General features: G+C 66.0%; 25 protein-coding genes. 16 read left to right on the top strand and 9 right to left on the bottom strand.

All coding sequences use genetic code 11. The features are described 5' to 3' along the window. From VGR99_RS00450 to VGR99_RS00410, 9 genes are all read left to right on the top strand, one after another. Entirely contained in the window at positions 1–465 is a 465-nt protein-coding gene (locus VGR99_RS00450; RefSeq protein WP_326896325.1) for a GNAT family N-acetyltransferase, read from the top strand. A 103-nt stretch (positions 466–568) separates the two neighbouring features. Further along, the gene (locus tag VGR99_RS00445) at positions 569–1,609 is read left to right on the top strand and encodes a LacI family DNA-binding transcriptional regulator (RefSeq protein WP_326896324.1); all 1,041 of its coding nucleotides are present in this window, start codon (positions 569–571) and stop codon (positions 1,607–1,609) included. Positions 1,610–1,790: 181 nt separating this feature from the next. Continuing rightward, positions 1,791–3,245, top strand: a complete 1,455-nt coding sequence (xylB, locus tag VGR99_RS00440) for a xylulokinase (protein ID WP_326896323.1) — start codon at positions 1,791–1,793, stop codon at positions 3,243–3,245. Then, positions 3,246–4,568, top strand: a complete 1,323-nt coding sequence (gene xylA / locus VGR99_RS00435) for a xylose isomerase (RefSeq protein WP_326896322.1) — start codon at positions 3,246–3,248, stop codon at positions 4,566–4,568. Between the two features lie 12 nt (positions 4,569–4,580). Next, positions 4,581–5,339 carry an ATP-binding cassette domain-containing protein gene (locus VGR99_RS00430; protein ID WP_326896321.1) on the top strand — a complete coding sequence of 253 codons (759 nt, stop codon included), beginning with the start codon at positions 4,581–4,583 and terminating at the stop codon, positions 5,337–5,339. Further along, positions 5,339–6,409: an ABC transporter permease gene (locus VGR99_RS00425; protein WP_326896320.1), complete on the top strand. Its 1,071-nt coding sequence runs from the start codon at positions 5,339–5,341 to the stop codon at positions 6,407–6,409. The genes VGR99_RS00430 and VGR99_RS00425 overlap by 1 nt, the downstream gene beginning before the upstream one ends. Before the next feature lie 94 nt (positions 6,410–6,503). Then, entirely contained in the window at positions 6,504–7,436 is a 933-nt protein-coding gene (locus VGR99_RS00420) for a sugar-binding protein (protein WP_326896319.1), read from the top strand. Positions 7,437–7,527: 91 nt separating this feature from the next. After that, the gene (locus VGR99_RS00415; protein ID WP_326896318.1) at positions 7,528–8,505 is read left to right on the top strand and encodes an aldo/keto reductase; all 978 of its coding nucleotides are present in this window, start codon (positions 7,528–7,530) and stop codon (positions 8,503–8,505) included. Between the two features lie 3 nt (positions 8,506–8,508). Further along, positions 8,509–9,357 carry an amidohydrolase family protein gene (locus VGR99_RS00410; RefSeq protein WP_326896317.1) on the top strand — a complete coding sequence of 283 codons (849 nt, stop codon included), beginning with the start codon at positions 8,509–8,511 and terminating at the stop codon, positions 9,355–9,357. A 91-nt stretch (positions 9,358–9,448) separates the two neighbouring features. On the opposite strand, the gene VGR99_RS00405 is transcribed toward VGR99_RS00410, so the two are convergent. The 4 genes from VGR99_RS00405 to VGR99_RS00390 all read right to left on the bottom strand — a co-directional run bounded on the left by VGR99_RS00405 (position 9,449) and on the right by VGR99_RS00390 (position 12,997). After that, a complete protein-coding gene (locus VGR99_RS00405; protein ID WP_326896316.1) occupies positions 9,449–9,814 on the bottom strand; it encodes a nuclear transport factor 2 family protein in 366 nt (121 codons plus the stop codon). Between the two features lie 156 nt (positions 9,815–9,970). After that, positions 9,971–10,321, bottom strand: a complete 351-nt coding sequence (locus VGR99_RS00400) for a RidA family protein (RefSeq protein WP_326896315.1) — start codon at positions 10,319–10,321, stop codon at positions 9,971–9,973. A 96-nt stretch (positions 10,322–10,417) separates the two neighbouring features. Continuing rightward, complete coding sequence (locus VGR99_RS00395; RefSeq protein ID WP_326896314.1) at positions 10,418–11,335, bottom strand: alpha/beta hydrolase family esterase; 918 nt, start codon at positions 11,333–11,335, stop codon at positions 10,418–10,420. A 3-nt stretch (positions 11,336–11,338) separates the two neighbouring features. Next, on the bottom strand, positions 11,339–12,997 hold the full coding sequence (locus tag VGR99_RS00390) for an FAD-binding dehydrogenase (RefSeq protein ID WP_326896313.1): 1,659 nt from the start codon (positions 12,995–12,997) through the stop codon (positions 11,339–11,341). 267 nt (positions 12,998–13,264) lie between these two features. Between VGR99_RS00390 and VGR99_RS00385 the strand changes: the two genes are divergently transcribed. From VGR99_RS00385 to VGR99_RS00365, 5 genes are all read left to right on the top strand, one after another. Continuing rightward, a complete protein-coding gene (locus VGR99_RS00385) occupies positions 13,265–13,735 on the top strand; it encodes a hypothetical protein (protein ID WP_326896312.1) in 471 nt (156 codons plus the stop codon). Positions 13,736–13,973: 238 nt separating this feature from the next. Further along, entirely contained in the window at positions 13,974–14,168 is a 195-nt protein-coding gene (locus tag VGR99_RS00380; protein WP_326896311.1) for a hypothetical protein, read from the top strand. A 24-nt stretch (positions 14,169–14,192) separates the two neighbouring features. Beyond that, on the top strand, positions 14,193–14,786 hold the full coding sequence (locus VGR99_RS00375; protein WP_326896310.1) for an SCO family protein: 594 nt from the start codon (positions 14,193–14,195) through the stop codon (positions 14,784–14,786). A gap of 137 nt (positions 14,787–14,923) precedes the next feature. Continuing rightward, positions 14,924–15,844, top strand: coding sequence for a transporter substrate-binding domain-containing protein (locus VGR99_RS00370; RefSeq protein ID WP_326896336.1), 921 nt, complete (start codon positions 14,924–14,926; stop codon positions 15,842–15,844). Between the two features lie 216 nt (positions 15,845–16,060). Further along, positions 16,061–17,704 carry a lysine--tRNA ligase gene (locus VGR99_RS00365; protein ID WP_326896309.1) on the top strand — a complete coding sequence of 548 codons (1,644 nt, stop codon included), beginning with the start codon at positions 16,061–16,063 and terminating at the stop codon, positions 17,702–17,704. A gap of 108 nt (positions 17,705–17,812) precedes the next feature. On the opposite strand, the gene VGR99_RS00360 is transcribed toward VGR99_RS00365, so the two are convergent. Both VGR99_RS00360 and VGR99_RS00355 read right to left on the bottom strand, forming a co-directional pair. Then, positions 17,813–18,565: a carbonic anhydrase family protein gene (locus VGR99_RS00360; protein ID WP_326896335.1), complete on the bottom strand. Its 753-nt coding sequence runs from the start codon at positions 18,563–18,565 to the stop codon at positions 17,813–17,815. 122 nt (positions 18,566–18,687) lie between these two features. Then, positions 18,688–19,341, bottom strand: a complete 654-nt coding sequence (locus VGR99_RS00355; RefSeq protein WP_326896308.1) for a helix-turn-helix transcriptional regulator — start codon at positions 19,339–19,341, stop codon at positions 18,688–18,690. 283 nt (positions 19,342–19,624) lie between these two features. Between VGR99_RS00355 and VGR99_RS00350 the strand changes: the two genes are divergently transcribed. Both VGR99_RS00350 and VGR99_RS00345 read left to right on the top strand, forming a co-directional pair. Further along, a complete protein-coding gene (locus VGR99_RS00350; RefSeq protein WP_326896307.1) occupies positions 19,625–19,969 on the top strand; it encodes a DUF952 domain-containing protein in 345 nt (114 codons plus the stop codon). Then, entirely contained in the window at positions 19,966–21,063 is a 1,098-nt protein-coding gene (locus VGR99_RS00345) for a quinone-dependent dihydroorotate dehydrogenase (RefSeq protein WP_326896306.1), read from the top strand. Before VGR99_RS00350 ends, VGR99_RS00345 begins: the two co-directional genes overlap by 4 nt. 146 nt (positions 21,064–21,209) lie before the next feature. Here the strand turns inward: VGR99_RS00345 and VGR99_RS00340 are convergent, their stop codons facing one another. The 3 genes from VGR99_RS00340 to VGR99_RS00330 are packed head-to-tail and all read right to left on the bottom strand — an operon-like array spanning position 21,210 to position 23,597. After that, entirely contained in the window at positions 21,210–22,535 is a 1,326-nt protein-coding gene (locus VGR99_RS00340; RefSeq protein WP_326896305.1) for an MATE family efflux transporter, read from the bottom strand. Position 22,536: 1 nt separating this feature from the next. Then, on the bottom strand, positions 22,537–23,271 hold the full coding sequence (locus tag VGR99_RS00335) for an MBL fold metallo-hydrolase (RefSeq protein WP_326896304.1): 735 nt from the start codon (positions 23,269–23,271) through the stop codon (positions 22,537–22,539). A gap of 20 nt (positions 23,272–23,291) precedes the next feature. Beyond that, positions 23,292–23,597, bottom strand: a complete 306-nt coding sequence (locus VGR99_RS00330; RefSeq protein ID WP_326896303.1) for a DUF6460 domain-containing protein — start codon at positions 23,595–23,597, stop codon at positions 23,292–23,294. Between the last annotated feature and the right edge of the window lie 282 nt (positions 23,598–23,879).

The following is a 23,879-nucleotide window of genomic DNA, read 5'->3' as shown; positions in this document are numbered from 1 at the left end:
ATGCAGATCCGCACCGGCGATACCTTCGATCCGCGCGTCGTCGCGCTGCTCGACCACCATGTCACGGCGGCGCGGGCGCAGACCGCCCCGGGCAGCGCGCATGCGCTCGACCTCGCAGGCCTGCGCGCCAGCGATGTCGCGTTCTGGACCGGCTGGGACGGCGAGACGCTGGTCGCCACCGGCGCGCTGAAGACGCTCTCGACGGACCACGGCGAGGTCAAGTCGATGCACACGCTGCAGACCACGCGGCGGCGCGGCTTCGGCGGCCTGATGCTCCGCCACATCATCGCGGAGGCCCGCAGGCGGGACATCAAGCGGCTGAGCCTCGAGACCGGCTCGTGGGACTATTTCAAGCCCGCGCATGCGCTCTACCAGGCTCATGGCTTCGTGCTCTGTGCCCCGTTCGAGGGCTATGCCGAGGACCCCAACAGCCTGTTCCTGACGCTGGATCTGACAAGCCGTTGATCCCGTAGGCCGGGCACCCCCGGCACAACCGGGGCTCGAAAATATATTCTCGCCCCTCAAAATGAGTTGCGTACCTCAAAATGCCTCTGCTAGCCTTCAGGGCATGGCCGAAGAGATCGTTTCCGCCGCGCTGACCCTGAAGGACATCGCCCGCGAGGCCGGTGTCAGCCTCGCGACCGTGGACCGCGTGCTGCACAACCGCCCGGGCGTGCGGCCGGATACGGTGCGGCGTGTCCGGCAGGCGATCGAGCGCAACGCCTTCCAGCCGCATGTGGCGGCGGCCGAGCTCGCGCGCGGCCGCGCCCGTCGCCTCGCGTTCGTGATGCCGTCGGGGCCGAACCCGTTCATGCAGCAGATCGAGGCCTATCTGGGCGAGATGTCGGCCTGGCTCTCGGCGCGCCGCCTCAAGGTCGAGATGATCGCGACCGACGTGTTCGATCCGTCCGTGCTCGCGGCGTCGCTGGAGGCGCTGTCGGGCGATTACGACGGCGTCGCCGTGGTGGCGCTGGATCATCCCGGCGTCCGCGCCGCGATCGACGATCTCGTCGATACCGGCACCAAGGTCGTGACGCTGGTTTCCGACGTGCCGTCCTCGCGCCGCCACCATTATGTCGGCATCGACAACATCGCCGCCGGCCGCACCGCCGGCGCGCTGGTCGGACGGTTGGCCGGCCAAAAATCCGGCAAGGTCGCGATCGTCGCGGGGTCGCAAGGCCTGCGCGACCATGCCGAGCGCATTTTCGGTTTCACCCAGGTGATGGCCTCGGAATTTCCGGAGCTGAGCCTGTTGCCGGTGCTGGAAGGCCGTGACGAGGACGACCGTTCCGAACAATTGCTGACGCGGCTGTTCGGCAGGCATGCTGACATAGTCGGCCTTTATAACGTCGGCGCCGGCACGCAAGGCGTCGCCAAGGCGTTGAGCGAGGCCGGCCGCGACAAGGTCGTGTTTGTCGGGCACGACGTCACCGCGCTGACGCGCCGGCTGCTGCTCCAGGGCGTGATGGATGCCGCGATCTCGCAGAATCCGGGACATGAGGCGCGCGCCGCCGTGCGCGTGCTGCTTGCGCTTGCGCGCGGCGAGCCGATCCTGCGCGAACAGGAGAAGATCAGGATCGACATCGTGATGCGGGACAATCTGCCCTAAAGCGCGGTGAGATCAGGATGAATCGTCATCGCGCTTTAGGTTGTTGTTTGAGCATGATCTTTTCGGAAAACCGCTGCGCACTTTTCCGGATCATGCTTTAGCGGCAGGAATTTCGAGAAGGCCCGGTGCGGGGAAGGCGACGTCAAGCTCGCACAGCGCATCGGGCGAAAGGGAGGATGGCGTGTATCTCGGACTGGACATCGGCACGTCCGGTGTGAAGGCGGTGCTCGTGAGCGAAGCCGGCGCGATCGTCGCGACGGCGGCGCGCGAGCTTGCGCTGTCGCATCCGGCGCCGTTGTGGTCCGAGCAGGATCCGGACACGTGGGTCGACGCGGCCATCGGCGCGGTGGACGATCTCGCGCGCCACCATCCGCGCGAGGTTGCGCAGGTACGCGGCATCGGACTGTCCGGCCAGATGCACGGCGCAACGCTGCTTGGTGAGGATGGACGACCGCTGCGGCCTGCGATCCTCTGGAACGATGGCCGCTCGCAGGCCGAATGCGGCGAGCTGGAAAGGTGCTGTCCGTCACTGCACGCCATCGCCGGCAACCTGGCGATGCCCGGCTTCACCGCGCCAAAGCTGCTGTGGGTGGCGCGGCACGAGCCCGAGTTGTTCGCGCGTGTTGCAAAAGTGCTGCTGCCGAAGGCCTATGTCCGCTACCGCCTGACCGGCGAGATGGTCGAGGACATGTCGGATGCCGCGGGCACGCTATGGCTCGAAGTCGGCCGGCGCCGCTGGTCGGCGGAGCTGCTCGAGGCGACCGGGCTCGATCTGCATCACATGCCGCGGCTCGTCGAGGGCAGCGAGGTGAGCGCGGTGCTTGCGCCAGACTTCGCGCGGCGCTGGGGCATGGCGAGGGATGTCGTGGTGGCCGGCGGCGCCGGCGATAACGCCGCGAGTGCGATCGGGCTCGGCGCGATCGCGCCCGGCGACGCGTTCCTGTCACTGGGAACCTCAGGTGTGGTGTTCCGCGTCACCGATCGCTTTGCGCCGGCGCCTGAAACGGCGGTGCATGCGTTCTGCCACGCGCTGCCGGGGCTCTGGCACCAGATGGGCGTGATGCTGTCGGCGGCGGCCTCGCTCGCCTGGCTCGCCGGCGTAATGGAGACGTCCGCCGCGGCGCTGCTGGCGCCGCTCGGCGAGCGCGTCGACGGGCCGAGCCCGGTCAAATTCCTGCCCTATCTCGACGGCGAGCGTACGCCGCACAACGATGCCGCGGCCAGCGGCGCCTTCGTCGGCTTGCGTGGTGCGACCGGCCGCAGCCAGATCGTGCAGGCCGTGCTCGAAGGCGTCGCGTTTGCCGCGCGCGACAATCTGGCGGCGCTGAGCGCGGCGGGCGGGCCGATCACTGAGGTCGATCTCGTCGGCGGCGGCTCACGCTCGCCGCTGTGGGCGCAGATCTGCGCGGACGTGCTTGGCATTCCCGTCCACCGCGTCGAGGAGGGGGAGGTCGGTGCGGCGCTCGGCGCCGCGCGGCTCGGCCGGCTCGCGGCCACCGGCGAGGAGCCGGCGCAAGTCTGCGCTCGCCCGCGGCGGCTCGCGAGCTTTACGCCACGGATATCCGCGACCAGCGCCTATGACGAAGCCTATCGCCGCTGGCACGCGCTTTATCCCGCCTTGAAGGAGACGACTTAAGTGAACGCGTCAGCCAAATTCTTCGATGCAAGCACGCCTGTCGCCTTTGCCGGCAAGGATGCGGGAAATGGGCTTGCCTTCCGCTGGTACGACAAGGACCGCATGGTTCGCGGCCGCAGGCTGGAGGACCATCTGCGTTTCGCGGTCTGCTACTGGCATTCGCTGTGCTGGCCGGGCGGCGATCCCTTCGGCGGCGAAACGTTCCTGAGGCCCTGGCATCACGGCACCGATGCGATGGCGATGGCGCGCGCCAAGGCCGATGTCGCTTTCGAGCTGTTCCGCCTGCTCGACGTGCCCTTCTTCACCTTCCACGACGTCGATGCCGCGCCGGAAGGCAATTCGCTTCGTGAGTCCGTCGCCAATCTCAACGCGATCGCCGATCTGTTCGAAGCCAAGATGGCATCAAGCAAGGTGCGCCTGCTCTGGGGCACCGCCAATTTGTTCACGCATCGCCGCTACATGGCGGGCGCCGCGACCAATCCGGACCCCGAGATCTTCACCTATGCCGCCGGCCAGGTCCGCGCCGCGCTCGAGGTCACGCACCGGCTCGGCGGCCAGAACTATGTGCTGTGGGGCGGTCGCGAAGGCTACGAGACGCTGCTCAACACCGATCTCAGGCGCGAGCTCGACCAGCTCGGCCGCTTCGTCTCGCTCGTGGTCGAGCACAAGCACAGGATCGGCTTCAAGGGCCCGATCCTGATCGAGCCGAAGCCGAAAGAGCCGACCAAGCATCAATATGATTTCGACGTCGCCACCTGCTACGGCTTCCTCGAACGCTACGACCTGCTCAAGGACGTCAAGCTCAACATCGAGCAGAACCACGCCATCCTCGCCGGCCATTCCTTCCATCACGAGGTCGCGCTGGCCGAGGCGCTCGGCGTGTTCGGCTCGCTCGACATCAACCGCGGCGACGATCTGCTCGGCTGGGACACCGACCAGTTCGCGATGAATGTCGGCGAGCTGGCGCTGGTGTTCCACGAGATCCTGAACCGCGGCGGCTTCACCTCGGGCGGGCTGAATTTCGACGCCAAGATCCGCCGCCAGTCGATCGACCCCGACGATCTGATCCACGCCCATGTCGGCTCGATGGATGCCTGCGCGCGGGCGTTCCTGGCCGCCGCCGACATGCTCGATGCCGGTGCCCTCACCGCGCCGCTCGCCTCGCGTTACCAGGGATGGGCCGGGCCTGAGGGCCGCGCCATTCTCGGCGGCCAGCGTTCGCTGGCCGATCTCGCCGATCGCGCGCTCGGCCCAGGCTTCGACCCGCAGCCGCGCTCGGGCCGGCAGGAATATCTGGAATCCCTGGTCAACCGCTATGTCTGAGCGAGGTCGCTGATGGCACGTGCTGACGCAACGCCGGTCCTCGAGCTCTCCGGCATCGGCAAGGAGTTCGGCGCGATCCGCGCGCTGCATGACGTCGACATGCAGGTGCTTCCGGGCGAGGTGGTCGGCTTGATGGGCGATAACGGCGCCGGCAAATCGACGCTGGTCAAGATCATCGCCGGCAATTTCCGCCCCACGCACGGTGAGATCCGCTTTGCCGGCAGCGCAGTCCACTTCAATCGGCCCGTCGATGCCCGCGCGGTCGGGATCGAGGTCGTCTATCAGGACCTCGCGCTTGCCGACAACCTCACTGCGGCGGCCAATGTCTTTCTTGGCCGCGAGCTGAAGCGCAGATTCGGTCCGCTCGCGCTGCTCGACCACAAGGCGATGGCGGCGCGGGCGCTGGAGCTGTTCGGCGAACTGCGCTCGGAGACGCGCCCCGACGATCTCGTCAAGCAGATGTCGGGCGGCCAGCGCCAGGCGGTCGCGATCGCGCGGACGCGGCTCTCCAATGCAAGGCTGGTGATGATGGACGAGCCGACCGCCGCGATCTCGGTGCGCCAGGTCGAGCAGGTGCTCGGCCTGATCCACCGGCTCAAGGAGCAGGGCGTCGCCGTGATGCTGATCTCGCACCGCATGCCCGACGTGTTCGCGGTGTGCGACCGCGTCATCGTCATGCGCCGCGGCGAGAAGCGCGCCGACAAGCCGATCCACGAGACCTCGCCTGAAGAAGTCACCGCCCTCATCACCGGCGCGAAGGAGGCGGCGTGATGGCCGTGCCCATGGAATCCCCGATCACCTTCTCCAATGTCGGCAAGATCAAATGGTGGCAGCGCGGCATCTTCGCCTCGCAGACCGGCTACGTCCTGCTCGCGCTGGCGGTGCTGCTGGTGATCATGCATTTCGCCAGCCCCTACTTCTTCACTGAAGGCAACATGCAGAACGTGGCGAAGAATTTTTCGTTCATCGCCATCGCCACCCTCGGTGTCACCTTCGTGATCATCACCGGCGGCATCGACCTCTCGGTCGGCTCGATGATGTGCTTCTCGGCCATGATCACCTCGATGGTGATGACCGAGCTGTCGGCGCCCGGCTCGCCGCTCGTGCATCTGGCGGCGGACGGCAAGACCGTGCTGGCCAACGTCCCCGGCCTGATCCTGCTGGTCTCGATCCTCGCCGGCCTCGGCGTCGCGCTGATCGCGGGCCTCGTCAACGGCTTCTGCATCGCCGTGCTCGGCCTGTCGCCCTTCGTGACCACGCTCGGCATGCTCTCGATCGTGCGCGGGCTCGGCTATGTCGTCTCCAACGGCCGCGGCAGCTTTCCGGGTGGGCCGGACGCCGATTATTTCTACGCGCTCACCTCGGGCGACGTGCTCGGCGTGCCCGTGCCTTTCATCTATCTCGTGATCCTGGCGCTGGCGATGGCCGTGGTCCTGCACCACACCGCGTTCGGGCGCCACGTCTTCGCGCTCGGCGGCAACGAGAAGGCGGCGGAGCTCACCGGCATTCCGGTGGTGCGGGTGAAGATCGAGGTCTACGTGATCTGCGCGGTCGCGGCCGGCCTTCAGGGCATCATCATCTCCGGCTGGCTCGGATCGGCGCCGGCCAACATGGCGACATCCTACGAGCTCAACGTGATCGCGGCAGCCGTGATCGGCGGCGCCAACCTTGCCGGCGGCATCGGCGGCCCGCTCGGGGCCATCGTCGGCTGCGTGCTGCTCGAGGTGATCCGCAACGGCCTCGTGCTGGCGCAGGTCTCCTCCTACTGGCAGCAGACGCTGGTGGGCGTGATCATCATCCTGGCCGTGCTGGTCGACCGCGTGCGCTCGCGGATGACCTGAATTGACGTCGCTTCGGGAAGGCAACGAAAACGCCGCCTGTCCGCTTCCCGGACGCTTTCGAAGGGATGGGCACCAGAGAAGGGTGGAGGAGACAATGAGGAAACTTCTTCTTGCCGGCATCGCGGTTGCGATGATGGCGACGCCGGCGTTCGCCGCAAATTACCGCTTCGTGATCGTGCCCAAGGCGATGAACAATCCGTTCTTCGACTTCGCGCGCGACGGTTGCCAGAAGCGGGCCAAGGAGCTCGGCAATATCGAGTGCATCTACAAGGGGCCGGTGGAGCACGAGCCGGCGACGCAGGCGCAGATCATCCAGGACTTCGTCACCCAGAAGGTCGACGGCCTCGCCATCTCGGTCGCCGACGTCGCGGCCATGACCAAGTCGATCGAGGCGGCGACCGCGGCCGGCATTCCCGTCATCACCTTCGATGCCGATGCACCCGGCTCCAAGCGCATCGCCTATATCGGCACCAACAACAAGGAGTTCGGCGTCGCGCTCGGCAAGCAGCTCCTGAAGATGCGGCCCGATGGCGGCAAATACGCGATGGTGTCGGGCGGCCCGGGTGCGAAGAACCTCGCCGAGCGTGTCGACGGCGTTCGCGAGGCGCTGAAAGGCTCGAAATGGACCGAGGTCGCGGGCTCGCCGACCTTCTGCAACGACGATCCGGCGCTCGCGGTCCAGCAGATGACGGACATGCGCACCGCAACGCCTGATCTCGCCGCGATCGTTCCGATCGGCGGCTGGCCGATGTTCGCCCCCGAGGGGTTCAAGGCGTTCGCCTCCCGGAACAAGAAGGACATCGATTCCGGCAAGTTCACGCTGGTGGTTGCCGATACGCTCAAGATGCAGCTCGAGCTGCTGCGCGATGGCTACGCCAATGCGCTGGTCGGCCAGCGTCCGTTCGAGATGGGCGAGAAGGCGATGGACACGCTGCTCGCCATCAAGAAGGGCGAGAAGGTGCCGGAGATCGTCTATACCGGCCTCGACCTCGTCACCAAGGACAATGTCGCGCAGATGTTGAAGTAGGAGCGCCGCCAGCCCTGTGCTCCTGCGTGCCTCTCCCGCTTGCGCAAACTGCAAGCGGGAGAGATGATTTGGACTGTTGGAAGGAATTGGAATGAAGCGTTCACGGCTCGGCTCTCTCGACGTCACTTCAATCGGGCTCGGTTCCGCCCCGCTGGGCGGCCTGTTCAGCCCCGTCAGCGATGCCGATGCGTTCGCCACGCTCGAACGCGGATGGTCAGCCGGCATCCGCTTCTACGATACCGCGCCGCTCTACGGCTTTGGCCTCGCCGAGCGGCGGCTGGGCGCATTCCTGCGGCAGCATCCGCGCGACTCCTATGTCATCTCGACCAAGGTCGGCCGCCTGCTGCGCGCGCCCGATGGTGCATCCGCTGAGGATGATTATTACAAGAGCGGGCAGCGCGAGCGGCCGGTGTTCGATTTCAGCTACGACGGCGTGATGCGCTCGGTCGAGGAGAGCCTTGGCCGTCTCGGGCTCGATCGCGTCGACGTCCTGCTGGTGCACGATCCCGACGGTCACTATGACGAGGCCGTCACGGGCGCGTTCCGCGCGCTGCAGCGCCTGCGCAGCGATGGCACGGTCAAGGCGATCGGCGCCGGCATGAACCAGTCGGAGATGCCGGTCCGCTTTGCGGAGGCCGTGCCGGTGGACTGTTTCCTGCTCGCCGGCCGCTACACGCTGCTCGACCAGGGCGCGCTGGAGGCGCTGTTTCCGCTCTGCCAGGCGAGGGGCATCGGCATCCTGCTCGGTGGCATCTACAACAGCGGCATTCTGGCCAATCCGCACGCTGGCGCGAAGTTCAACTATGAGGACGCCGATGCGGCGCTGGTCGCGCGTGCGATCGAACTCGACGAGCTGTGCCGCAAGCACGGCACCGCGCTGAAGGCCGCGGCGCTGCAGTTCTGCATGGCCCACCCGGCCGTGACGGTCGCGGTGATGGGGGCGCGCAATGCCGGCGAGGTCGCCGACAACATCGCGATGTCGGAGAGCAGGGTGCCGCAAGCGTTCTGGCAGGACCTGCGCGCGCGAAACCTCGTGGACGCGCGGGCGCCACTGCCGGGTGGAGCGTAGGCCATGGTGATCGACGGCCATCAGCATTTCTGGGATCCGGCACGGGCCGCCTATCCCTGGATGGACGCGCCCGAGCTCGCGCCGATCCGCCGCGCCTTCGGCCCCGCCGATCTCGCGCCGTTGCTGAAAGCGAACGGCATCGATGCAAGCGTCGTGGTGCAGTGCCGCTCCGCGCTGGAGGAGACCGAGGAATTCTTGCGCATTGCGCATGCGACGCCCTCGGTCATCGGCGTGGTCGGCTGGGCCGATCTGACCGATGGCGCGCTCGGCGACACGCTGGACCGGCTGCGAGCATCGCCCGGCGGCAGCAAGCTCGTCGGCATCCGCCACCAGGTCCACGACGAGGCCGATCCCGATTGGCTGCTGCGCGAGGACGTCCAGCGCGGCCTCACAGCGGTGTTCGCCCGCGATCTCGCGTTCGACTTCCTCGTCCGCACCCGCGAGCTGCCCGCCGCGATCGCCACCGCGCAGGCGTTTCCGCAGGCGCGTTTCGTGCTCGACCACGCTGCAAAGCCGCCGATCGCCAATGGCGGCAGCGACGAATGGTCCGCCCGCACTAAGGCGTTGGCTGCTTGCGGCAATGTCTGGTGCAAGATCTCGGGCCTCGCGACGGAAGCGGTGTGGAACGACTGGGATGCTGAGCGGCTGTTTCCATTCGTCGCGCACGCCGCGAATTGTTTTGGCGAGGACCGTTTGATCTTCGGTTCGGACTGGCCGGTGTGTCTGCTCGCGGGGAGCTATGCTGAGATCAAGAATGCGCTGGAGGCGTGTCTGGTGAAGCTCGGTGCGAATGTGCGCGAGAAGGCGTTCGGGGTGAACGCGAGGGCCGCGTACCGGCTGGCCGTGGGATGATGTGATGGGCGCAAACTAGCGCCCAACTAAAGGGGTCGTCCCGGCGTTCGCCGGGACGACGACCGAGTTTGAGGCGGCGCCCAGCGCCCCCTCACACCCCCGCAGGCACCTGGTCCAGAAATCCCGCGATGCTCCGGATCCTGCCGTCCTTCAGCACGGCGAAATCGGTCCCCTTGATCGGGCTGTCGACGCCGTCGGGGCCGAGGCCCCAGGAGAAGCGGAGATGGTTGCCGTAGCCGTTGGGCTCGCCGATCAGCGTGAATTTGAAATCCGGAAAGCGCTGCTGCACGCCTGATATCAGCGCGTCGATGCCGTCAGGGCCATCGCCCTTCATCAGCGGATCGACATAGCTTGCATCCGCCGTCCAGTTCTCGTGCAGCAGCTCGCGCCGGCGGCTGCTGGCGCGCTCGTTCCAGAGATCGATGTAGCGGCGGGCGATGGTGACATGGTCGGTCATGGGGCTCTCCTGCGATGGCGCCGTGTTCGGCTGGCGCGACTATCGAAGGATTGCGGACGCTGATCGATTACCTCGGACGTCATGCGTCCGCAAAAAAAGGGGCGCGATGATGGTCTCATCGCGCCCCAGATGCTCGCTATTGGTCGCGTGCGAAATTTACTTCGCGGCCGTGACCATGATCTCGACGGTGTACTGCGCCGCCGCGAGCTTGGCCTCGACGGTGGCGCGTGCGGGCGTGTTGCCGGGCGAGACCCAGGCGTCCCACACCGCGTTCATCTCGCCGAAGGTCTTCATGTCGGTGATGTAGATCGTGGCCGAGAGCAGCTTCGACTTGTCGGTGCCGGCCTTGGCGAGGTGACCGTCGATGGTCGCGAGAATGTCCTGGGTCTGCTTGGTGACGCTTTCGCCGGCGGCCTTGCTGGCGACGACGCCGGCGAGATAGACGGTGTCGCCGTGCACGACGACCTGGCTCATGCGCGGGCCGGTTTCAAAACGCTGAATGCTCATTGGGGATCTCCTGCTGGAATGGCGGCCCTGTCTAGCCCAGCGCTCTGCGCTGTGCCACCCCAGGCACGCATGCGTTTCCGCCGAAGCATGCGTCGTTCACGGAAACTGACTGAAGAACGACCAGATCGTCTCGGCGCCGTCGATGTCGCCGTTCTGCGGCCCCAGCAGGCCGGTCGCGACCCGGGGGAAGCGGGCATCAGGCGCAAATCCTGGCATGCGGTGGCCGCCATGATTGATGCGATAGAGCAGAACGTCGTGCCCTTTAGGGCAGCGCGAAGTGATCCGCGTGACCGTGGACTGGTCTGCCGGCGCCTTGTCGGGCAGTTCAGTCACGCTGCCATCGTCAATCTCGCATCCGTTGAGCTTGCGCCAGAAGGCCAGCGTCTCCTCGGTGGACCAGAACCCGTCTGCGGCAAAATAGCTCGATCCCCGTCCGCCCTCGTAGGGGACCAGCGGATCACCCGTGCCGTTCATCAGCAGGATCGGCAGCGGCCGTGACGGATGGCACGTCACCGCGGCTTCGTCGGTGAGATTCATGATCACGCTTGCGCTCGCCGCGAACAGATCGGCGCGGGCGCAGACGAGCGTCATCGCCATCGCGCCGCCATTGGAGATGCCGGCGACATAGACGCGGTGCGGGTCGGCCGTGCCGTTCGCGACCAGCTTCTCGACGAGCTTGGCGATGAAGCCGATGTCGTCGGTGCCCTCCGGCGGGCCGCGGAGCGCGGGGCCTGCCTTGGTCCGCGCATCGGCCCAGGCGTGGTTGAGGCCGTCAGGGAACACCACGGCAAAACCTTCGCGCTTGGCAACCTGCGGCCACGCGGTGCGTGCGACCATATCGGCGCCGCGCTGGGTCTTGCCGTGCAGCACGACCACGAGCGGCACCGGCTTCTTCGCCGGGAGCTGCGCGGTGTAGGAGCGCTTCACGCCGTTGACGTCGATCGTATCGGCGGATGCGGCCGAGGCTACGGATAATGCGGCAAGACACGCGCCGATCTGCATCCACCGCCGCATGATCTAGCCCACCGCTTTCGCCGCAGCGCGGCCGGCATTGCGGCCCGAGAACAGGCAGCCGCCGAGGAAGGTGCCCTCCAGCGAGCGATAGCCGTGCACGCCGCCGCCGCCGAAGCCCGCGGCTTCGCCGACCGCATAGAGGCCGGGGATGACGCGGCCCTCCTGACCGAACACGCGCGAGTCGAGATCGGTCTCGAAGCCGCCGAGCGTCTTGCGGGTGAGGATGTTGAGCTTGACCGCGATCAGCGGTCCCTGCGCGGGATCGAGGATGCGGTGCGGCGAGGCGGTGCGGATCAGCTTGTCGCCGATGTAACGCCGCGCATTGTGGATGTTCATCACCTGCGCATCCTTGACGTAGGGGTTGGCGATCTCGCGATCGCGCGCCTCGATCTGCATCCTGATATGCTCGAGCTTGAGGAGGTCGCTGCCGGCGAGCTTGTTCATGGCGGCGACGAGATCCTCGAGCTTGTCCCGCACGATGAAGTCGACACCATGGCTTTTGAACGCCTCGACGGGCGCCGGCGCGCCCTTGTTGGTGGCGCGGCGCAAGGTCATGCGCCAGCTCTTGCCGGTAAGATCAGGGTTCTGCTCCGAGCCCGACAGCGCGAATTCCTTCTTGATGATGCTCTGCGTCAGAATGAACCAGGAATAATCATAGCCGGTCGACATGATGTATTTGAGCTGGCCGAGCGTGTCGGAGCCGGGGAAGAGCGGCGCCGGCAGCCTAGTTCCTGTGGCGTCGAACCACATCGAGGAGGGGCCGGGCAGGATGCGGATGCCGTGGCGCGGCCAGATCGGTGACCAGTTCTGGATGCCCTCGACGTAATGCCACATGCGGTCGCGGTTGATCAGCCGCGCGCCTGACGTCTCGGTGATGCCGATCATGCGGCCGTCGACATGCTCGGGCACGCCGGAGATCATGAACTTCGGCGGTGTGCCGAGCCGCTGCGGCCAGTTCTGCCGCACCAGCTCGTGATTGCCGCCGATGCCGCCGGACGCCACGATCACGGCCTGCGCCTTCAGCGCGAACTCGCCGACCACGTTGCGCGACGAGCTCTTGCCGCGCTCGACATTGTCGGGCGCGAGCACGGCGCCGCTGATGCCGTCCACCGTGCCGTTGGTGATGGAGAGCGCATCGACACGATGGCGGAACTTGAACGTCAGCCGTCCGCTCTTCATTGCCTCGCGCGCGCGTCGCTCGAACGGCTCGACGATGCCGGGGCCGGTTCCCCAGGTGACGTGGAAGCGCGGCACCGAATTGCCGTGGCCCATCGCGTCATAGCCGCCGCGCTCGGCCCAGCCGACCACCGGGAAGATGCGATGGCCCATTGCGCGCAGCCAGTCGCGCTTCTCGCCGGCAGCGAATGCCACATAGGCCTCGGCCCATCGGCGCGGCCAAAAGTCCTCGTCGCGGTCGAAGCCGGCGGTGCCGAGCCAGTCCTGCATGGCGAGGTCGAAGGAATCCTTGATGCCGAGCCGGCGCTGCTCCGGCGAATCGACCAGGAACAATCCGCCGAACGACCAGAACGCCTGGCCGCCGATCGACTGCTCGCCTTCCTGGTCGACCACGATCACGCGCTTCCCGGCGTCGGCGATCTCGGTTGCGGCAACGAGGCCCGATAGTCCGGCGCCGACGACGATGACGTCTGTCTCTTCAGCCATGTGTTTCCCCCTCCACAGGTTCCTCCCTGTAGTTGCCCGGGATTGAAGCCAGCGGTTGCAACTGAGATCAAGGGTGCGGCGCGTAAGACCTCGTTAACTTGTTCCACTTTGGGATTTAAATCCGTCCGAGTGCAGCGCAGACGCAACACTGGATTTGAATTTGTTTTGAGCGAGCCGGCCTGCCTAGACAAAACCGTGGTTACGACAGACGCTAGCGGTGCATCACCACCTGACACGCAGATTCGCATTCGACTGGGGCGGGGGACAATGAAGTTTCTGACGGGGTTGCTTGCGGCGGTTCTCCTGATGGCTTGCATGGGGGCTTCTCACGCTGTGGTTCGCATCGCCGATGACCGCGGCGGCCGGATTGGAACCTACGTCGACAGATACCAGGACCTGCGCCAGTCGGGCGAAACCGTCATCATCGACGGCCTTTGCGCCTCGGCCTGCACCATCGTCCTCGGCGCCATCCCGCACGACCGCATCTGCGTGACCTCGCATGCAACGCTCGGCTTCCACGCCGCCTGGGATTTCGGCACCAACGGCCGCGCCATCACCAATCCGGAAGCGACCCAGATGCTCTATGCGATGTATCCGTCGCAGGTGAAGCGATGGATCAGCCAGCGCGGCGGCCTCACCCCGCACATGCTGTTCCTGAAGGGCAGGCAGCTCCAGGCCATGTACAAGCCTTGCTACCTGGACGCGCAGGCCTCGGCCAACAGGCCTTCGACGCGGTAGGCTTTCAGTCGTCACTTCTCGCGCTGCTCTTTCGTCATGGCCGGGCTCGTCCCGGCCATCCACGTTTTGGGCCAGGCGAACAAGTGCGTGGATGCCCGGGACAAGCCCCGGCATGACGAGGACTAGGCGATGCCCGACACCTCCGCAGCACGTGATCTCCGCCATCCCCGCCGCGCTTGCCCGGTCCGGCGCTAGCGCCTATTTGAAAGGCAGGGAACCCTTCGCCCCGATCGTTGTCATGGCTCAACCAGCGCACCCGGCACATCCTGTATCGGACAATTCGCCCACTGCCGGCCGGCTGCCGTCCGTGCTGCTGTTGGCGGGCGCTGGCGTCGGCGGTCTGGTCGTGCTCGGCGCGCTCGCGCTCTGGTTCCATTACGGCAGCCAGGTGTTCTTCGAAATGATCAGGACCGGCTTCGCCGCCTGCTTCTGACCCGCGACAGGAAGTTTTCTGCTCATGAGCTCCACCACCGCCCGTCCGCTGGTGATCGCGACCGCCTTCGCCGCAAGCCTCGCTATCGGGCTGCTGATCCTGTTCTGGGCCATGGGTGGTGTCAGCAAGGTGGCGCAGCCGGCCGCGATCGGCGGGCCGTTCCAGCTCACCGACCAGAACGGCAAGGCCGTCACCGACAAGAACCTGAAGGGGAAGCCGACCCTGATCTTCTTCGGCTACACCCATTGCCCCGACGTCTGCCCGACCTCGCTGTTCGAGATCTCGGAAGTGCTGCGCGCGATGGGCAAGGACGCCGACAAGGTCAATGCCGTCTTCATCTCGGTCGATCCCGAGCGCGACACGCCGGCGACGATGAAGGACTATCTGTCGAGCTTCGACCCCCATCTCGAAGGGCTCAGCGGCGATCCCGCCGAGACTGCCAAGGTGATCACTTCCTACCGGGTCTACGCCAAGAAGGTCCCGACCAAGGACGGCGATTACACCATGGACCACACGGCCCTGATCTACCTGATGGACCGCGACGGCCGCTTCGTCTCGCCGTTCAACCTGAAGCGGACCCCGGAAGAGGCCGCGGCGGATCTGAAGCGCTATCTCTGATCCAGCCACCATGGCGGGGACGGGCCCGGGGACGACGGCCGCCTGACCTTCACCCTGGCTGCAATCGGCGCTCGCGTTCCCGGCCGGATGGTCTATAAGGCCCCCCGATCCCAATGAAATTCGTTCATTTCCGGCCGATGGCTCCATCGCAACAGGCGAAATCGTCCAAATCAGCCCATGGCTTGCTGACCGCGCTGGCCGTCGGCGTCTGCCTCTTCGCGGCTCTGCCCGCCGCCGAGGCCCAGGCCCCGGCCAAGCAACCGGGCCCCCAAGGGACACAGCAACAGGCCGCCCCGCAGGCCGTGCCCGGCTTCTGGGACCCGCGGCGGCGCCCGGAGCGGCCGGACCTGTCGCGCCTGACCGTGATCCGTTTCCTGACCGAGACCGACTATCCGCCGTTCAACTACACCGGTGCCGACGGCAACCCGGCCGGCTTCAACGTCGATCTCGCACGCAGCCTGTGCGAGGAGATCAAGGTGACCTGCACGGTGCAGATGCGCCGCTTCGAGACGCTGGTCGATGCGCTCACCTCGAACCGGGGCGATGCCATCATCGCCTCGATGGCGGTGAGCCCTCAACTGCGCGCCCGCGTCGATTTCACCGATCCCTATTACCGCGTGCCGGCGCGTTTCGCCTCGCGCAAGGACGCGGTGATGCCGGAGATCAGGCCGGAATATCTCGAGGGCAAGAAGGTCGGCGTCATCGCCGGCTCGGCGCATGAGGCCTACCTCAAGGCGATGTTCACCGACGCCGAGCTGCACCCCTATCCCAACGACGATGCGCTGCGCACTGCGCTCCGCAAGGGCGAGGTCGATTTCATCTTCGGCGATGCCATCTCGCTGGCGTTCTGGATCAACGGCACCGATTCCGGCGATTGCTGTGCCTTCTCCGGCGGTCCCTTCGTCGAGAGCCGCTTCTTCGGCGAGGGCATCGGCATCGCCGTGCGCAAGGGCAACGACGTGCTGCGCCAGGCCCTGAACTGGGCCCTGTTCCGCGTCTGGGAAAAAGGCCGCTACACCGATCTGTGGCTGCGGTATTTTTCCGTGAGCCCGTTCTAGATTTCTCGCTGCCTCTCCATCGTCATTGCGAGGAGCGCAGCGACGAAGCAATCCAGACTATTTCCGCGGAAAGATTCTGGATTGCTTCGCTGAGCCTGTCATCGGGCCGCGCTTCGCGCGGACCCGGTGGCTCGCAATGACGGTGGAGGCGGCGACGTCGCCCCATAAATTGCATTCTGCCCGGAAATCGCTATTTTCCGCGGCCCGGAGGCCCTGATGTCCGTTATCGATCTTGCCGCGAACCCGAGCGACCTGCGTGCGCTCGCTGAACAATCCAACGCCTGGCCGTTCGAGCAGGCGAAGGCCATTGTCGCGCGGCTGAAGAAAAGCCCGAAGGACGAGGTGCTGTTCGAGACCGGCTACGGTCCGTCCGGCCTGCCGCATATCGGCACTTTCGGCGAGGTCGCGCGCACCTCGATGGTGCGGCATGCCTTCCGCGTGCTGACCGAGGACAAGATCAAGACGCGCCTGCTGGCGTTCTCCGACGACATGGACGGCTTCCGCAAGGTGCCGGACAACGTGCCGAACAAGGACCTGCTCGCGCAATATCTCGGCCGTCCGCTCACGGCCGTGCCCGATCCCTTCTCGAACGAATATCCCTCGTTCGGCGACGCCAACAATGCGCGGCTGCGCGCCTTCCTCGATCATTTCGGCTTCGACTACGAGTTCGCGAGCTCGACGGTCTATTACAAGTCCGGCCGCTTCGATGCGACGCTGCTGAAGATGCTCGCCGCCTACGATCAGATCATGGCGATCATCCTGCCGACGCTCGGGCCCGATCGCCGCGCGACCTATTCGCCGTTCCTCCCGATCAGCAAGACCACCGGCGTCGTGCTGCAGGTGCCGATGATCCGCCGCGATGTCGCCGCGGGCACCGTGACCTATGTCGATCCCGACAGCGGCGAGGAGGTCGAAACGCCCGTCACCGGCGGCAATGTCAAATGCCAGTGGAAGGCCGACTGGGCGATGCGCTGGGTCGCGCTCGGCGTCGACTACGAGATGGCCGGGAAGGACCTCATTGATTCCGTGAAGCTCTCGGGCGCCATCGCGAAGGCGCTCGGCGCAACGCCGCCGGAAGGTTTCAACTACGAGCTCTTCCTCGACGAGAAGGGCCAGAAGATCTCGAAGTCGAAGGGCAACGGCCTCACCATCGACGAATGGCTGCGCTACGCCTCGCCGGAATCGCTGTCGCTGTTCATGTATCGCGAGCCGAAGGCGGCCAAGCGGTTGTTCTTCGACGTCATCCCGCGCCAGGTCGACGACTATCAGCAATTCATTGATGGCTTTCCCAGGCAGGATGGCAAGCAGCAGCTCGGCAATCCGGTCTGGCACATCCACGCCGGCAAGCCGCCGCAGGGCGACATGCCCGTGACTTTCCAGCTTCTGCTGACGCTGGTGTCGTCGTCGAATGCGGAGAATGCCGAGACGCTGTGGGGGTTCATCGGCCGCTATCGGCCCGGCGTGAGCCCGCAGACGCATCCGAAGCTCGATGCGATGGTCGGCTATGCCATCAACTATTATCGCGACTTCGTCGCGCCGACGAAGCAGTTCCGCGTGCCCACGGACACCGAGCGCGCCGCGTTGCAGGACCTGCGCGATGCGCTGTCGCAGTTGCCGCAGGACGCCTCGGCCGAAGACATCCAGAACGTCGTCTACGAGATCGGCCGCCGCGAGCCGTTCCTCGACCAGGTCAAGAAGGGCAAGGACGGCCGCCCCGGCGTCACGCTCGACTGGTTCAACATGCTGTACCAGGTGCTGCTCGGCCAGGAGAAGGGCCCGCGCTTCGGCTCCTTCGTCGCGGTGTATGGCGTGCAGAACGCGGTCAACATGATCGATGGTGCGCTGGCGCGGAGCGCGTGAGGTAAATCGTGAACGCGTAGCCCGGATGAGCGCAGCGATATCCGGGGTGCCGCAACGAAGGACCCGGATGTCGCTTCGCTCATCCGGGCTACATCGTCTGTCCTCTACTCAGATCGAGCGCAGCACGTAACGCCGGTTGTCCTTCTGCACCGGGCGCGCGTTCATCGGATAGAGCTTTGCGAACGCGGCGACGTCGGCCGCTGATACCTGGATCGGGGCGGTGAGCAGCAGCCATTCCACCACCTCCGAGCAGGGCGGCGTGGTCAGCGAGCCGGGATAGCGGAAGTAGCTGAGCGTGTACGGCAGCATGGCGTGGGGATCGATGCCCGCGTCTGCTCTCACCGCAGGGCCTTCCGCGGCCGGCATGGTCTTGATGATCTTGCTGAAGGCGGCGTTCGGCCTGCCTTCCGTCATCAGCACGCCGACCACGGCGAGCCCGCCGGCCTCGTTGCGGTGGACGAAATGCGCCTCCATCGGAAAATTCTTGCCGCCGATCATGTGCTCGCTCGGCCGGTGGAAATGCACCTGGAGCAGCTTGTACTTGACGTCGCCGAGCGTGAGCGTGCTGCCCTCGGCGAAGTTGAGCTGGATCGTATGTCCGTTGTTGATGATGGTGTCGGCGCTCTTGCCCCAGTTCAGCTTCAGCGCGGGCAGTTGCGACTTGACCGTCGCCTCGATGTCGATCGGCGATTGCTGCAGGCCGACGGCGCAGGCCTTGTTGGCCGCGTCGAGATCGCCCCATTTGGCCGGCGCACCGGCGCCCTCATAGCTCCAATGCGCGCCTTCAGCGGCGAAGCCCGGCTTGCACACCGGACATAGCGCGAGACCCGCGAGCGCTTTCAAGGCGTGACGGCGATTCATCATATTCCCCCAGACGAATTTGATCGGCAATGCGCGCGGAACCTAGGCGAGAGGGGTGCTGAGTCGCAATGGAGATCGCGGGGCGATCATGCGAGCGGTGTCATGGTCCGGTCACGACGCGATCACTGGCTCGCCCACACGATCCGCGCGATCCACGCCACGTCGCTTGCCACTACCGTCCGCTCGGTCTGCGTTGCATCGAGCGGCAGCAATTCCAGCACCTTGGCCGTGCGGCGTTTCAGCGTTGCGACGGTCACGTCGCCTGCTGTGGTCTTCACCACCACGCGATCTCCCTTGCGGATCGGCGCACCGGGTGAGACCAGGATGACGCTGCCGTCGCGATAGATCGGCGCGAATGCGTCGCCGGACATCTCCAGCGCAAAGCTGTGATGGTCCTCGGCTGTCGGCAGCGCGAATTCCGTCCAGCCCTTGCCGGATGGCAAGCCGGCCTCGTCGAATGCCCCGCTCGTGCCCGCCTGGTCGAGACCGAGCAGCGGCACGGAGCGGTTGTTGGTGGAATCGTCGCTGATCAACCCGGCAAAGATGTCGAGCGAGGCGCCGGTCGCCGCCAGCGCTTTCGCGATCGATTCGGTGGACGGCCAGCGCTCGCGGCCGTCGGGCGTCACGCGCTTGGATCTGTTGAAGGTGGTCGGGTCGAGCCCGGCCCGCTTGGCGAGGCCTGATGGTGACAGGCCGGCACGCTCCGCCAGCCGATCCAGTGCGACCCAGATCTGGTCGTGAGTCAGTATCCTCTGCGCTTTGGCCTGTTTGACCATGGAAGGTCCAGCCCGTCGCAACTCAGGAAAACTGTCCTCAAATCAACCGGTTTTTCGCTTTTGGCGCAAGGGGCGGCGGGCACAGCATTGGGGATGCCGCCTCGCGCAGGGAAAGTGCCTCAAAACAGGAATTTGGAGCCCGGTTTCGATTTCGTCGGAATGGACATGGCTCTGGGTCTTGAGTTCGGAGGGGGCGGCCATTACGGTCGCGCCCGGGTTTCTGGGACCCGCAACAGTCGAAAAAACCCAAAAGACTCAAAGAGCAAACAGGGCTGCGGTAGCGGTGGTCAAGATCTACAAAATCTGTCCGGCCTCGGCCTGGCGCGAGGCGGAGCGGCAGGGCGTGTACCAGGGCAGCGCGGACGATGCGCGCGACGGATTCATCCATTTCTCGACCGCCGCCCAGGTTCCCGAGACGCTGCGAAAGCACTATTTCGGCCAACGCGCGCTATTCCTCGTCGAGGTCGACGCCGACGCGCTCGGCGCAGGCTTGCGCTGGGAGCGCTCGCGCAATGAAGAGCTGTTCCCGCATCTCTATGGCGAGCTCGATCTCGGCGCGGTGCTCGCGGTGATGAATCTCAACATACGCTCCGATGGCGGGCACGATACACCGGAGCTTGTCCCGTGATCCGTGCTTTCGACGCTTTCTCGCTGCCGGTGCTGCGCTGGCTCGATCCGGAGGACGCGCATCGCCTCGCGATCCAGGGCCTGCGCTTCCTGCCGCCGGTCAAGGCGCGCACCGATGATCCCAAGCTCGCCGTGCGCGCCTTCGGGCTCAACTTTCCCAACCCGATCGGCATGGCCGCCGGCTTCGACAAGAGCGCGGAGGTGCCCGACGCGCTGCTGCGGCTCGGCTTCGGCTTCGTCGAGATCGGCTCGGTGACGCCGAAGCCGCAGGCCGGCAATCCGCGGCCGCGGCTGTTTCGCCTCGAGCGCGACGAAGCGGTCATCAACCGCATGGGTTTCAACAATGACGGCGCGGAGGTCGCGCTGCGCCGACTCGCCGCCCGCGCGCAGCATGGCGGCATCGTCGGCGTCAACGTCGGCGCCAACAAGGATTCGCCGGACCGCGTCGCCGATTACGTCAAGCTGATCGAGACCTTTGCACCGGTCGCGAGCTATTTCACCGTCAACGTGTCCTCGCCGAACACGCCGGGCCTGCGCAATCTGCAGGAAGGTGCGCTGCTCGACGATCTCCTCGCTCGCGTGATCGATGCGCGCGAACGGGTGCGGCAGAAGGCCGGCGACACGCCGGTGCTGCTCAAGATCGCGCCGGACTTGAGCCTCGCCCAGCTCGACGACGTCGTGCAGGTCGCGCGCGCGCGCCGGGTCGACGGCATGATCGTGTCGAACACGACGATCGCGCGGCCGAGCACGCTGCGCGAGGAGATGCGGGCGAAGGAGCAGGGCGGCCTGTCCGGCCGGCCGCTGTTCCGCCTGTCGACGCGCATGGTCGCGGAGACCTATGTGCGCGTCGAGGGCGCGTTCCCGCTGATCGGCGTCGGCGGCGTCGATTCAGGCGGTGCCGCGCTGACGAAGATTCGTGCGGGCGCGAGCCTGATCCAGCTCTATTCGTCGCTGGTCTACAAGGGCCTCGGCCTCGTCGACGAGATCAAGCGCGACCTGACATCGACATTGTTGCGCACGGGGCGGGATTCGCTCTCCGACATCGTCGGTGCGGATGCGGCGACGCTGACGGCGGAAGACTGGCCGGGGATGTAGGTCAGTCTCGTGCCCCGGACGCAGCGCAGCACGCAGTGATGCGCTGCTGAGCCGGGGCCCATACTACCGTATCGTGCCATGTTGCTTTCTGGGTCCCGGCTCTGCGCAGCAGCGTTTCACGCTGCAGCGCGTCCGGGACACGAGAGCTACGTCTTGGCGAAAGTCGCCCGATACAGCGCCGGATACCGCGCGCCCTGCAGGCCGCCGCGCGCGATGTAGAATGCGATCAGTGCGCACCACAGCCCGGCATTGCCGAACGATTGCAGCGCCAGCCAGATGCCGAAGAAGATCGCAAGCGAAGCCAGCATCAGGTTGCGCATCTCGCGCGCCCAGGTGGCGCCGACATAGATGCCGTCGAAGCCGAACGCGAACACGCCGGGGATGGGCGCAAGCACGATGAACGGCAGGAATTCGCGCGCGGCACGGCGGACGTCCTCGCTCGCGGTCATGAAGTTGATGATGTCAGGGCCGAACGTCGCGAACAGCACGGCGACCACCAGCGCGAAGCCGAGGCCCCAGAGCAGCACCAGCCGGGTCGAATCCGCAAAGCCCCTGGCGTCCCGCGCGCCGAAGGTGCGGCCGCAGAGCTGCTGGGCCGCATTGGCGAGGCCGTCGAGGAAGAAGGCGCTGACCAGCAGGAAATTGTTGAGCACGGAGTTCGCGGCCAGCGTGACGTCGCCGGCGCGGGCGCCCTTGGCGGTGAAGAACAGGAAGACCGCGATCAGCGCCGCGGTGCGGATCAGGATGTCGGTGTTTACCGCCAGGAGCCGCATCAGTTTTTCGCGGTCGAGCAGCATCGCGCGCGGCACTTTGAAGCCGCCCTCGGCATAGCGCCGGCAGACGATGACGCCGAGCACGAAGCCGATGCTCTCGGACAGCAATGCGGCGATCGCCGCGCCCGCGATGCCGGTGTCATAGACCAGCACCAGCAGGATCGTCGCCGCCATGTTGATGAGGTTGATGACGACCTGGAGCGCGAGCGCCGGATTGGCGCGGGCCTGCCCGACCAGCCAGCCGAGGATGACATAGTTGGCGAAAGCGAATGGCGAGGACCAGATCCGGATCATGAAATAGGTCTTTGCAGCGCGCGTGACGCCCTCGCTGCCGCCCATCAGGTCGAACAGCGCGGTGGCGAGCGGCAATTGCAGCACGATCAGGGCCGCGCCGATCAGTCCGGCGACGATGAAGCCGCGCACCAGGATCACGGTCTGCTCGCGCGTCTCGCCGGCGCCGAGCGCCTGCGCGGTGAAGGCGAGCGTGCTCATGCGCAGGAAGCCGAACAGCCAGAACAGGCAGTCGAAGATCACCGAGGCCATCGCGACGCCGCCGAGCAGGGCGGCATCGTCCAGCCGGCCGATCGCGGTGGTCGAGACCACGCCGATCAGCGGCGTCGTCAGGTTCGCGACCATCGCGGGGCCGGCGATGGCGAACACCTGGCGGGAGCCGATCTTGAGGGAGACGGGCGCGTGCATGTCAGAACTCGAGCACCATGCCGTCTTCCGCGGCGAGATGGTCGATCTCATCCAGGCGCGCCAGCACGTCGTCGCTCATATGGGTGAGGACGAGGCGTTTCGCGCCGATTTCTGGCAGATGCTGTTCCAAGGTCTTCAGGCTGAGATGGTTCTTGACCACCTTGTCGTACATATAGGCCTCGGCGATGAAAAGGTCCGCGCCATGCGCCAGCGGAATGAGTGCCTCCGTCCATTCGGTGTCGGCGCTGTAGGCGAGCGTGCGCCCCTCGGCCTCGACGCGATAGGCGAGGAAAGGACCGCCGGATTCGCCGTGAACGACAGGATAAGGGGTCACATTCACCGCGCCGACGCTGCGGCGTTGCTCCGGGGCGAGCGCGACGACGTTGAGCTCGAAGCGCTGCCTGGTCCTGGAGGAATGCTCGAACAGCGCCTCCATCACTTGGCTGAGCCGCGTCTCGATGCCTTCGGGGCCCGCGATCGTCAGCGGCTTTGTCCGCTTTGAGAATTGCGCGTCGAGCAGGAAGAACGGCAGGCCCGCGAAATGGTCGCCGTGGAAATGCGTGATGAGGATGAGATCGATCTCGTTGCGATCGATCTCGAGACGCTTCAGCGCCGGCAGGGCCGACGCGCCGCAATCGATCAGGAGGTTGGCTTCGCGGCCCCAGACGTGGAAGCAGGTGTTGAGCCTGCCGCCCGAGCCGAAGGCGTCGCCGCAGCCGACAAAGCGTAATTGCATCGGCTGCGGGCTCCCAATCCTTACCTGCCGCGCGGTGCGCCGAACACGCGCGAGAGCAGCCAGATCGGGATCACGATGACCGCGCCGAGCAGGAAGTAGCGCCACAGCCAGTTCACCGCATCGAAGCCGAGATCCCAGAGCCGCTGGAACAGCAGGCGGATGCTGTAGATGATGTTCCAGGGATCGAAGCCGATCGCGGCGAGCACGACGCCGACCAGGATCGAGAGCAGGACCAGGCGAAACGCGACCGCCAGCGGCGAGCCGCCGAGAAAGCGGTTCAGCCCATCGCTGCGGCCGGCCGGCAAATCTCTGACGTCTTGGGCCATCTCAAAAACTCCTCGCGGGGATTCGCCCCGATTATAGGTCACGGCGGGGCACATGGGGAACCCTGACCCGAGCGTCAATCAGCTTACCGCGTTTTAATTCGGGCAAGCAGGCGCCGCAGGCTGGCTGCGACCTCTCCCGCGTGCGCTACGGCATTCACACATCGAGGTTGAAGACGGGAAGGATGTCTGATTCCGTGTTGTCCGACTGGCTAGGAGGACAGCATGGAGACTGGACTGGGACGGTTTGGCGACCGTCGCCTGCAAAAAGGGGGGCGTTCCTTC

This window comes from Bradyrhizobium sp., from assembly GCF_035935975.1.
In the GTDB taxonomy this organism is placed as follows: domain Bacteria; phylum Pseudomonadota; class Alphaproteobacteria; order Rhizobiales; family Xanthobacteraceae; genus Bradyrhizobium.
Note: the sequence above shows the minus strand (reverse complement) of the source record. Positions and strands in the feature narration are given on the sequence as shown.